Raw genomic sequence first — 12025 nt, forward strand, 5'->3', positions numbered from 1 at the left:
TTAGGTGAAGCTACGAACGCTATTAAATAAATTCGAGAATAAAAGAGAGCAGTTACTATTGAGGTACTTTCTTGTTGTCGCAGTTTTAAACAAAGAATGAAGAAATAAGGGGAGATCATAATTTAAGGGTGATAAAGCATGGGGTTATTTATTAAAATATCATAATTTTAGTAAATCTACCTTGCATGATTAATACTTTGAAAAGTTAACTATAGAAAATACAAATTAAAGTTACGTTAAGGCGAATAAATGATTGTTTAAAATTTGAGTAAAAAAAGGCCTTTCGGCCTTAAGAATAACAATTTCCTAAAATAGAAAGCTTTCCTCGCCTAGCAAGCGCTTTTTTATGCTCTGGCTCAACAGATAACACTTGCTCATAATAGTTACATGCAAGTAAGTTATTAGCATTTCCTTCTTCTATTAATCCTTTATGGTAAAAATAAATCGTATTTTTTAATCCAAACTTAGCGGCAAGCTCTAAATAATTAGAAGCAATAACATAACTACCTTGAGCATAATGAATTGACGCCATTTGTAAGTAAGGTGATGACTGAGTTCCAAATACATCAATTCCATATTGAGCAATACTTTTAGCTTTTGCTAAATTCCCTTGCTCAATCGCCAAGCTTATACCAAGTGTAATTGCATTTAATGGAGGATTAGGTTTATTAAGTAATGTATTTATAACTTGTTGCGCTTGGTTTGCTCTACCACTTTTATAAAATGAATAAGCTGCAATCGACAATATAGCCGTGTTACCTGGATGCTCTAGCATTAACTGATTTAGTTCATGCACTAATGTTAGACAGTTACTTGCGTTTATACCTTCGCACTTTAATTGCTGTGTATTTAACTGATATTTATTAACTAAATCACCCAAAGCACTATATGGATTAACACTTGGCTTATAGTCAATGTGAGCACAACCAGATAAAGTAAGTAGTAAAATAACGTAAAATATTTTCATAGTCCTTGCTCCTGTATGAAACTAAGTAATTGAGAGTCTAAATCAGCAGGTTCCCATGAACGTAATGTATTTACTGGTTCTCGCACCAAATTAGGGGTCACTACAATAATAAGTTCACGGTTATTTTCACTTTTACTCGTTGTTTCGCTTAATTTCCCTAACATGCTTTCGCCGCTACCATTAGGTACAAAATCATGGCTTGAGTTGCTATCAGCGCTTATTAGCCCTGCAATAATTAAAGGTTGACCATCTCTTAACCGAGTAGATGTTTGCATGCTGCGCGTATTAAAAGCGCTGCTATTTAAACTACTTCCTGTGCTTTGTGCTATTTCTGCTGTTAAGGTGGTATCGGGCATTGAAATTACAGGATTTAAATCAAGTGTTATTCGGTCCTTATCATCAACCATTGCACGTACGTTTAATTCAACACCAAAAGATTTAAACTCAGTACCACTAAATACAGACCCACTATTACCTTGCTGTCCGCTAGTGATACCAGATGGACTATATGTGGTTGGAACGGGTACTTCCCCTCCTACTTTAAACACCGCACTCTCACCTGCAAGTACAGTAATAGTGGGTCTAGAAAGCACTCTTGAAATACCTTCTTGTTCTAATAAAGAAAACAGCATATCAATAGCAAATTGAGAAGTCGAAAGTTGTAAATTATTAGTTAGTTGCCCACCAATTAATTGCAATGCATTTTCAATCGTTGACGAACCCGACTCACGATTAGTCATTCCATCTAGACCAAATAACCCTTCTTGCTGTTGATAGCCATTAGAAAGCACACTAATATCAGGACGCCATTGCTTTAATCGACGTTGGTTAACTTCGTATAATTGAACTGACACTCGGATTTGCGGTAAATCTTCTACTTCAATGCTCGACAATACTTTACCGCCAGCAACTGAGAGTAATGTTGCACGTGCAATATTTGAGTTCACATTACTTAAAGTAACACCTGAGCCGCCGCCATTTAATAAACCACCAGATTCATTTGCTAGTACTTCAATATCTGAATTTTCATTTTGAGTTGAACCGCCCATCATACTACTTTGATCAAGCGAAGAGCCTGGCATTTGGGTTGATAATTCTGGTTCAAATAATTTATTAATCACATTTAATAAACGCACGAGTTCTATTTGGTTTTTAACAGTACCTGATAAGAAAAACACGTCACTGTCGTCATTTGATAATTCATCAACAGAAATACGTTTAATTTTAACCTTATCTGCACCCATTGATTTAATAACTTCGCTTATACGTTCTTCTTTTGGCTTGGGTGCTTGAGTTACTTTTATTAAATTAATGATTGCGACTTTGCTCGAGTTTTGAGAGCTACTACCATTTGAGTTACCCAAGCCTTGTAATCGTTGTGCAAGCGAGTTAAACATACCTTGGTTAGGATTTGAGGTAATAACAGGTTGTGATGCTTGTGAGCTACTGGCATAAAGGTAGTTTTTTGCAGCTTCATAAGCAGCATGACGATAATTAATTGTTGGTACTTCACCGCGCAATACTACAGCATGGCGATCAGGCGCTATGGTTAGTTGCACGTCAGGGTGAATATCGTTTAAGGCATTTTCCAGTACGCTATAGTCTTCGGTTACACCAAGTAAAAATGTTTCAGAGCTTTTATCGTCGTACCACACCATCATTGATGTACGACCCAACTTTTTGGCTAAAATTAACAACTCACGTCCATTAACCACATTTACATCAAGCGTGGCCTCATGACCAAGTGCTATTCGCGAAATATCTCGATTAAACACAAAGCGAGTGTGCGTCCATTTAACTAAGTGCGACACTTTTTGTACCCGCTCACCATTTGCGTTTTCTATATAATCTAAGTTACTTTCACTGGCTATAGCAGTGAATGATAGTAGCAGTAGTATAAAAGTTAATTTTAACATAAGCCTTTCCCTCAATTTGCTTAAAGGAGTAAGTGCAATTATTAACCCAAACTTTTTAGCTTTATTTTTTAATGAGTTATGCTTTATTTAAATGACGATTTTGATTTTGATTAGCAAAATGCAAATCAATACTTTGTGAATAAAAGGGAGTTAAACGGTGTCGTTTTAGGGGATTGAAATGAAGTTTTACTTAAAACATGCACAGAGTGTAATTTATTAACCACTCTGCGCGATTAAAACTTAATGAAGAGCCGCTGTAAATGGAATGCTTTTACAAATTTTCGCTTCAGCTATTAATAGCTCTTCTAGACGTACATCTACATCTGCTTTGTCAAAGTACTCGTAGGCAAGCTCTACAAAAAGGTTTTTATGTTTTTCTTCTGACTCAGCAATCGCGATATAAAACTCTTTTTCTTTACCTTTGGGAAGTGCTTGAGCAACTAACGAAAAACGCTCGTGCCCCCGAGCTTCAATTACACCGCCAACAAGTAAGCGATCCATTAAAAACTCTTCGCGACCATTTCTAAATAATCCACGAATTTGTTTAATGTATGAATCTTTTTTATCGTCACCTAAATTTACGTCACGCTCAATTAAAATTTTAAGTACTTCTTTAAAATGAATCATTTCTTCGAGAGCTAGGTCGGTCATTGCTATAACCAATTTTCGCTTATCTGGGTAGTGAGAAAGCATAGACATCGCCATGCCCGATGCTTTTTTTTCTGCAGCAGCGTGGTCTTGTAAAAAAGTATCAAAGTCAGCAAGCACTACTTCGGTCCATTCAAATGGGGTGTGGTATTTTAATTCAAACATGATCTGTACAACTTAAATAATAATACGGAGATTTTAACGTATTTAATTTAAAAAATCTCGCAATACCAATTAGCTTATATATTAACTCTATTTAACAATATGATAATTGCTAAACCCGTTATGCTAGTTAGGGTCTGTTGATCTTTCAAGGTTAAATTTGCAGCAGTCTGTTTGGTATTTAGGCAAGGCAGAGCCTATACAGTGTGGTTATTCCCCATAAATAGGCGATAACGTAGCATTAATGCCAAACAGGCGCTGCCCAAAGGGTTCTTCCTAGGGGCTATTTACTCTTTGTTGCTCGGTTTTGACTTAGCCCACTAGGTTACAAATCTCGCGCCGCGATTAAATAGCCCCTAGTTTGAACAAGTTTTAATCCGCAAAGATCAACAGACCCTAGTATATAGGAGTAATTTATCAATACGTCCTTTAGCTGTAGACTCTATTTTTAACGGGTGTTTAATATCGTTCCATGCGGTGACTTTGCCGCCCATATTCATTTTTTCAAAATCTGTTTTATCACATTTTAATTGTAAAAAGTCACACAACTTTTTATAGCTTTCGGGCTTTGCTATATCAATTGATAAAAAATCGTGACCACGATTATTAAAATGTGCTTTAGCACCCTTAAAATGCTCTTCATAGCAAGATTCTAAGTAGCTATCGTCATTAATTTTATTCAACGATAACTCACTAAACGTATTTAAATAACAACGTTTTATATGAATATTAAAACCACCATCGGCACGCGTTAAATTAGTGTGCATACGTGTTAATAATTGCTTTATTGAAGGCAGCCAAGCTGCAAGCTCTCGCTCTAAATATATAAACTTTGAATTAGGGTAATGTAAATCAAGGGTTTTGTAGTCGTTAAAAATGGGGGTATCTGCAATTGCAGTCGCGTTATTGAAGCAAAAATTAGTATACGCGGTATGTGCTGTAGCTACACCACACTCTAATAAAGTGTGGCATACGCTGGTTGTGCCGGTGCGTGGCAAACCTATAATAAATATTTTTTTCATCTTTTAAATCAGGCAATAAATAATATTAACTATTACGAGTAATCAGCATTACAAATGCACTAATAATTATAACTAAAAACGTTAATACAGCGCCAATTTGGCGAAATCTCATGTTTTTTTCTACAATGCCCGAATTATGAAATACACGTCCTACTAATAGCATCCCACCTAGTATATGACAATAATGACTAGCAAGACCTTGATACTCAACTAAAAAAAGTAAAATAATAGCAAACGGTACATATTCCATAAAGTTGCCATGAGCTCGTATTGCACGCTGAAGGCTCGGCTCACCGTTGTCACCTAATGATACTTGTTGTGCTTTGCGTAGTTTTATTACGTTAAAGCTTAAATAAATATAGTAAAACGCAAGTAGTGCTGCATAAGTTGAAATTATCACAGTGTTGTCCTGTTATTATTTTAATGTTGTTAGTGTTTATTGTGTAGCAATGTATTGCGTCATAATAATAACACATAATATGGCATGCATTATCATAAGTTTAATGTACAAATATGCTAAGGTATTGTTTATACACCCGTATAATAATACGTAAGGATTTTATGTTTGTACCACGTAAAGTAGCCGACAGTTATCGAGAGATGATCAACAGTATTGGCTTTTACCCTTCAATGCTCTCAGTTGGTTTTTTAGTATTTGCTATTGTTACTATGTCGGTAGAATATTTAGCGCCTATTGAGCAATTAAAGTCGTTCATATCTGTTGTGCTTGTTGATAGTGCCGAAAACGCGCGTACTATTTTAAGCACCTTAGCAGGCAGTATTATTTCACTTACTGTGTTTAGTTTTTCTATGGTTATGGTTGTTTTAAACTCAGCCAGTGCCAGCTTATCACCTCGCGTTGTGCCAGGGCTTATAACGCGTAAATCGCACCAAATGGTATTAGGGTTTTACTTAGGTAGCATAATCTATTCTATTATTATGCTTATAAATATTAATAAACTAGATGGTGGCAGCACCGCTATTCCATCAATCGGCGTATTGTTTGCACTTATATTTGGTTTGATTTCATTGGGTTTATTTGTATTTTTTATACATTCAATTTCTCGTGCCATTCAGGTAGACAACGTGTTAAATGGTTTATTTAGCCAAACTAAAAACGAAATTAAAACAATAATACAAAGGCAACAAGATAACCCTATTGAAGACTTTCCTGATTTTAGCCAGTGGCACTCTATTAGCAGTAAAACCGAAGGGTATTATAAAGGCGTGCATACCGATAAGCTGTGTGCCATTTTAGCTGGGGAAGATATAAAGGTGTATATATCTGTTAACCAAGGTTATTTTACGGTTAAAGGCTATCCGTTTTTAAAGTGCAATAAAGATATAGCAAACGATGAAGAGCTGATAAATAAAATTCTCGACTGTTTTATTTTTTATATAGAAGAGTATATAAGCGATCATTATCGTTATGGGTTAACACAAATATCAGAGATTGCTGTTAAAGCAATGAGCCCTGGGATAAACGATCCTGGTACTGCAGTTAAATCAATTGATATGCTAAGTATTTTGCTTATTCAACGACTTTCAATTAACGATATTAATTACTCGTTTAAGCACAGTGATAACAATCCACTGCTTTATCTGCACGAAACAAGCTTTGATGAACTGCTACACGACAACTTTACACCGCTGCGTAATTACGCCAAAGGCGATGCATACGTAATGACGAACGTACTTGAGGCATTTAAAAATATTTTGTTTATTGCCCATAAAGATACCAATGCAAGAAACAGCTTATTTAATTATTTAAATGCGATTGTTGATGACATAAATGAACATGTAACAAATGAGTACGACAGGCGAGAAATTACTAATATGCTTAACTCTATTGCCCGTATTAGCCAAGAGCAAGGTGAAGAGTTAGTAGCGCGTTTTGAGCGCCACCAAAAATAAAGTTTTAATCTATATAGTAAACAGCATAGCTTGAAGCTGTTACTTTAATCTCTCCTGCATAATAGGCATCAGGTACATAGTTACTTGGTGCGCTATCAGCCATCATTACTTTTTCTGCGCGCATATAAGGCTGTGATTGCACGTTAAGTGGGCTTAGTGACGCGCTGTACAATCCTTTTAAGTCAACGCCATAATCTTCACTAAACTCTTTTGCTGCGTCACGTGCATCTTTAATTGCTAACTTTTGCGCTTTTTTATGCAGCTCGTTGTAGTTACTTGCTAAAAAATGCGTTTGATTAATTTCGTTAATACCGTTGTTAACTAAGCTTTGTAGTAGCTCTGGGTATTTATTTATATCGCTGAGTTTTACAGTTAGCGTGCGAGAAACCTTAAAGCCGTTAAACTCTTGATTACCGGTAGTGCGGTTATATTGGCTATCTCGATTTATTGAAATTTGCCCCGCGTTTATATCATTCTCCAAAACACCAATTTCTTTTACGAGTTTAATTGCTTTAGCGATAGTTAAATCGGTTTTATTTTTAGCCGCAATTAAATCTTTATCAACTTCTGTAATTCCAACGCTAAGTTGTACGTAATCTGGCATTGTTGTGAGTGTGGCTTCGCCTTTAACATAAATATGAGGGGCGTCGGGAGTTGCAGCAGCGAGTGTATCAAAGCTAAGAACGTTTAAAGCCAGTGCACTACCTAAAACGAGAGTCAGTGTTTTCATAAGTCGATCCTTTAATTTTGTAAATGCTATTAAAGACCTTACGTGGTTAATTAAATATGAACAAGCACAAAAAAACAGGCAATTGCCTGTTTTTTGTTAAGCGTTGTAACTAATGCTATTACGCCATTTACTTTAAATTACGTATAACCGTAATTAAACACTACAACGTTTGTAATTACGGTATTTTGGTAACCAGTAATTTCTATCGATTGCAGCCCATAGCGCGTCATCACAAATCTCAAGGGCAACGCCCTCTTCAATTGCTTTTTTAGCAACTGCAAAGGCAATTCGCTTACTTAGCGTTTCAATTTCAGTAAGCGCTGGTAATAAACTACCTTTACCTGTGTTTGCACGCGGTGAAGACTCAGCAAGCATTTCGCTAGACACACTTAGCATTGCATCCGTAATACGGGTTGCTTTAGCCGCAATAACACCCAAACCAATACCAGGAAAAATATAGCTATTGTTACATTGTGGAATTGGGAAAATTTCACCGTTATATTCAACCGGATCAAATGGGCTACCGGTTGCAACAAGTGCTTTACCGTCGGTCCATTTAATTACATCTTCAGGAAGCGCTTCTACCTGCTTAGACGGATTACTTAATGGGAAAATTACAGGCTGCTCACAACCAGCATGCATTGCGCGTATTACTTGTTCTGTAAATAAACCCGGTTGACCAGATACACCAATTAGAATGTCTGGCTCTGCACAGTGCATAACATCAAGTAATGACGCGTATTCACCGCTGTAAGTCCATTCGCTTAAGTTATCTTGCGGTTGAGCTAATGCTTGTTGGAAATCACGTAAGCCTTCCATTCCCTCAGAAAGTAATCCAAAACGGTCAACCATAAATACTTGGCTACGCGCTTGAGCTTCAGTAATGCCTTCAAAAACCATTTGGCTAATAATTTGCTCAGCAATACCACAACCAGCAGAACCTGCACCAACAAAAACTACTTTTTGCTGGCTTAGCGTTGAATTTTTAACACGACATGCGGCAAGTAAAGAGCCAACAGTTACAGCTGCAGTACCTTGAATGTCATCGTTAAAGCTACATATTTCATTGCGGTAACGCTTAAGCAATGGCATTGCATTTGGTTGTGCAAAATCTTCAAACTGAAGTAACACACTAGGCCAACGGCGTTTAACTGCTTTAATAAATAAATCTAAAAACTCATCGTATTCGTCTTGAGCAATACGCTTATGACGCGCACCCATGTACATAGGATCGTTTAAAAGTTTTTCGTTATTAGTACCTACATCAAGCATTACAGGTAATGTATATGCTGGGCTTATACCACCACACGCAGTGTAAAGTGATAATTTACCAATTGGGATACCCATACCGCCAATGCCTTGATCGCCAAGACCTAAAATACGCTCGCCATCAGTTACAACAATAACTTTTACTTTGCCTTTTGTAGCGTTACGTAAAATATCGTCAATTTGGTAACGATCGTCGTACGAAATAAATAAACCGCGTGCACTGCGGTAGATATCTGAGAATTTTTCACAGGCATCACCCACTGTTGGGGTATAAATAATTGGCATCATTTCTTCAAGATGATCGCGCACTAAACGGTAGTAAAGTGTTTCGTTATTATCTTGAATCGCACGTAAGTAAATATGCTTGTTAAGGTTGTCAGTAAAGCTTGAGTACTGCTGGTAACAACGTTCAACTTGCTCTTCAATCGTTTCAAAGCGAGGAGGAAGTAAACCAGCAAGATTGAAATTTTCGCGTTCTTTTTTGCTAAAGGCACTGCCTTTATTTAATAGCGGAGTTTCAATTAGGCCAGGGCCAGAATGGTGTATGTAAAGATAATTTGGATCAGTATTTGTTGTCATATTTCCAGGCTTTAACGAAGTCTTAAGTTATGATCTGCCATTATCATTGTTAAAGGTTTAATTGCAATGAATATGAAACTTGTCAGACCAATGAGAATATACAAATACGAGCTTTACTCGTTCTTGTATTATACCCAAGCTGCCTTAAGATGCGAGTTTCAGTTGGAATTAAACGTTATTTATGCAACCCATTGATTGTAAATAATAGTCACCCTATTACTAAAATCAAAAAAGCAGCATAAATAACGTCTAAACTCTCTTTAGATGGCTTGGGTATTTATATAATTTAAAATTTGATAGTGGCGTTTTTCTTCGTTAAATCAGACAACGCAACACCTTCGCGACGAGGGTCGGCACCGCCATACAGTTTGTTGTTTTTCACTTCAACAGCATGTAAGCCTGAGTTTAAATCGATAACGCGCACATTATGCCCACGTTTAGTTAATGCAGGTGCAATCGCTTCAAGCGCTGTGCCTTTTTCAAGACTGGTGTAATCGTTACGATTTGTTGTACGAGGTAAGTTAATCGCATCTTGCGCTGATAAATTCCAATCAATAACCCCAACCACCACTTGTGCTACGTAATCAATAATGCGACTACCACCTGGTGAGCCTACAACTAAACGTAAGCTGCCATCTTTATTAAATACCATTACGGGTGACATAGAGCTACGCGGGCGCTTACCGGCTTCTACACGGTTAGCAACAAGTTTGCCGTTAATGCGTGGAGAAAGCGAAAAATCAGTTAATTGGTTATTTAAAATAAACCCGTTAACCATAACTGTAGAGCCAAATGCCATTTCAATAGAGCTGGTCATCGACACTGCGTTACCTTTACTATCTACAATCGATACGTGCGACGTTGACGGCAACTCATAAGAATCATCCATTGCATAACTTAAATACCCGACTGGATTACCGGCTACGGCTTTTTGGTCTGTTTCGGTAATTAATTTAGCGCGTGATGCAATATAGTCTTTGTTTAGTAACTCTTTTGTTGGTACTTGCGTAAAGTCGGGGTCGCCCATGTATACGTCACGATCAGCAAATGCAATACGCGATGCTTGGCTAAAGTAATGAATTGCTTTTTCGCCATTTGGTTTAAGGGCAGCCATATCTTTATGCTCAAGCAAGCCTAGCATTTGCAGTACCGCTACACCGCCACTGCTTGGTGGTGCCATTGAACATACGTTATAAGCACGGTATTCAATACATACAGCGTCTCGTTCTTTACTTTTGTAATCAGCTAAGTCTTGTACGCTTAACTTACCAGGTGCAATTTTAGAGTTTTGAACAGCATTAACCATTTGTTTAGCGTTATCGCCTTTATAAAACGCATCAATACCCTGTTTTGCAATGTCTTTGTATAAATCAGCAAGTGGCTGGTTTTTTTTAACCGTGCCCGCTTCAATTAATTTTCCATTAGGGTAAAAATATTCGTTAATTACCGGCATGCTCATTACACCCGGATTTAGTTGGCGCGCTAATAGGCCGTGTAAACGAGGCGACACCACAAAACCCTGCTCAGCAAGTTCTATTGCGGGTGTAAATAATTCACTCCACGGTAAGGTGCCGTATTGTTTATGTGCACTAGCAAAAGCATGTAAAATACCTGGTACGCCAACAGAGCGTCCGCCAACAACAGCTTCAATCCATTTTACTGCTTTACCATGTTTATCTAAAAACAAGGTTTCATCTGCATCTGCAGGTGCAGTTTCACGACCATCAAAACTTGTTAGCTTATTGTTTGCTTTGTTGTAATACATCATAAATGTACCACCACCAATTCCCGACGATTGCGGTTCAACTAAGGTAAGCACTAGTTGAGTAGCAATAGCAGCATCAACTGCGCTACCGCCTTGAGCTAAAATACGTTGCCCAGCTTGAGAAGCATATGGGTTTGCTGCTGCAACCATATACTTATCACCAGTCACAACTTGTTTATGAATAAGACCTGTTGCTGCTTCTGGTTCGCGAGTTTCAATTGTTTGCTGTGCAAAAGAAGGCAATGTTACCGCGCACAGGCTAATGGCAAATAATGAGTTAAGTTTAAAATGCATAAAAATACTAAAAACACTTAATTACGATGAGGTAATTGGCATCTTAAAGTTAAACGGGCACAATATGCAAAAATTTATACTAAAAAATTACAATAAAATGTTTAATTTACCACTACAACCACGTTATTTATTACCGCCTATAACTTTGCTGCTTTTTAGTACCATTTTTGCTGCATTTGATTTAAATAATTTACTTGAATTTAACCGACCTTTAGTTAATCAAGGCGAGCTATGGAGAATATTTACCAGCCAGTTTGTACATGCTAATTGGGCTCATTTAGGTTTAAATGCCAGCGGTGTTTTATTAATTTGGTTACTACATGGTGAATATACATCCCCTACTCGCTATGCATTTAATATATGTACGTTGGCACTTTGGTGTGGTTTAGGTGTGTACTGGTTTTGTCCAAGTATCCATATTTATACTGGTTTAAGCGCATTGCTTCATGGCGTGCTGATTTGGGGCGCTGTTAAAGACATAACCGTAGGGCTTAAATCGGGTTATTTATTATTTATTGGTGTATGGATTAAAATAGCGTTTGAGCAATTTAGTGGCCCTAATGCTGATATAGGCAAACTTATTAACTCTACTGTCGCTATTGATGCGCATTTAATTGGCGTAATTGGCGGCACTTTATTAGCCATACCGCTGGTTGTTGAATACTTAAAAAAGAAAGGCAAAGTGTAATTTTTGTTCAATCCAAAAAACGCCGCGTTAGTTTATTTAACTAACGCGGCGTGTTTGTTTTTATACTTTAA

10 protein-coding genes are annotated in these 12025 nt (G+C 37.2%); 2 read left to right on the forward strand and 8 right to left on the reverse strand.

All coding sequences use genetic code 11. The features are described from left to right. Positions 1 to 289: 289 nt before the first annotated feature. The 5 genes from I6F65_RS05085 to I6F65_RS05105 all read right to left on the reverse strand — a co-directional run bounded on the left by I6F65_RS05085 (position 290) and on the right by I6F65_RS05105 (position 5115). Positions 290 to 967 (reverse strand): lipopolysaccharide assembly protein LapB, encoded by a 678-nt coding sequence (locus tag I6F65_RS05085; RefSeq protein ID WP_024612533.1) that lies wholly within the window; start codon positions 965 to 967, stop codon positions 290 to 292. Then, positions 964 to 2883 carry a pilus assembly protein N-terminal domain-containing protein gene (locus I6F65_RS05090; RefSeq protein ID WP_024612532.1) on the reverse strand — a complete coding sequence of 640 codons (1920 nt, stop codon included), beginning with the start codon at positions 2881 to 2883 and terminating at the stop codon, positions 964 to 966. The genes I6F65_RS05085 and I6F65_RS05090 overlap by 4 nt, the downstream gene beginning before the upstream one ends. Positions 2884 to 3123: 240 nt before the next feature. Continuing rightward, on the reverse strand, positions 3124 to 3696 hold the full coding sequence (locus tag I6F65_RS05095) for a tRNA-(ms[2]io[6]A)-hydroxylase (protein ID WP_024612531.1): 573 nt from the start codon (positions 3694 to 3696) through the stop codon (positions 3124 to 3126). 383 nt (positions 3697 to 4079) lie between these two features. Then, positions 4080 to 4715 carry a sulfotransferase gene (locus tag I6F65_RS05100; protein ID WP_197111807.1) on the reverse strand — a complete coding sequence of 212 codons (636 nt, stop codon included), beginning with the start codon at positions 4713 to 4715 and terminating at the stop codon, positions 4080 to 4082. Between the two features lie 25 nt (positions 4716 to 4740). Continuing rightward, on the reverse strand, positions 4741 to 5115 hold the full coding sequence (locus I6F65_RS05105) for an MAPEG family protein (protein WP_166114231.1): 375 nt from the start codon (positions 5113 to 5115) through the stop codon (positions 4741 to 4743). Between the two features lie 161 nt (positions 5116 to 5276). Here I6F65_RS05105 and I6F65_RS05110 point away from each other — a divergent pair, with 161 nt between their 5' ends. After that, a complete protein-coding gene (locus I6F65_RS05110; RefSeq protein ID WP_166114228.1) occupies positions 5277 to 6629 on the forward strand; it encodes a DUF2254 domain-containing protein in 1353 nt (450 codons plus the stop codon). Positions 6630 to 6633: 4 nt separating this feature from the next. Here I6F65_RS05110 and I6F65_RS05115 read toward each other — a convergent pair whose 3' ends face one another. The 3 genes from I6F65_RS05115 to ggt form a co-directional block, all read right to left on the reverse strand. After that, positions 6634 to 7359, reverse strand: coding sequence for an SIMPL domain-containing protein (locus I6F65_RS05115; protein WP_166114225.1), 726 nt, complete (start codon positions 7357 to 7359; stop codon positions 6634 to 6636). Between the two features lie 153 nt (positions 7360 to 7512). Beyond that, complete coding sequence (locus I6F65_RS05120; protein ID WP_024612526.1) at positions 7513 to 9207, reverse strand: NAD-dependent malic enzyme; 1695 nt, start codon at positions 9205 to 9207, stop codon at positions 7513 to 7515. 286 nt (positions 9208 to 9493) lie between these two features. Next, complete coding sequence (gene ggt, locus I6F65_RS05125; RefSeq protein WP_024612525.1) at positions 9494 to 11266, reverse strand: gamma-glutamyltransferase; 1773 nt, start codon at positions 11264 to 11266, stop codon at positions 9494 to 9496. Positions 11267 to 11330: 64 nt separating this feature from the next. Between ggt and rrtA the strand changes: the two genes are divergently transcribed. Next, positions 11331 to 11954: a rhombosortase gene (gene rrtA / locus I6F65_RS05130; protein ID WP_231613112.1), complete on the forward strand. Its 624-nt coding sequence runs from the start codon at positions 11331 to 11333 to the stop codon at positions 11952 to 11954. Positions 11955 to 12025 lie beyond the last annotated feature (71 nt).

It is taken from the genome of Pseudoalteromonas sp. SWXJZ94C (assembly GCF_015864385.1).
Taxonomy (GTDB): domain Bacteria; phylum Pseudomonadota; class Gammaproteobacteria; order Enterobacterales; family Alteromonadaceae; genus Pseudoalteromonas.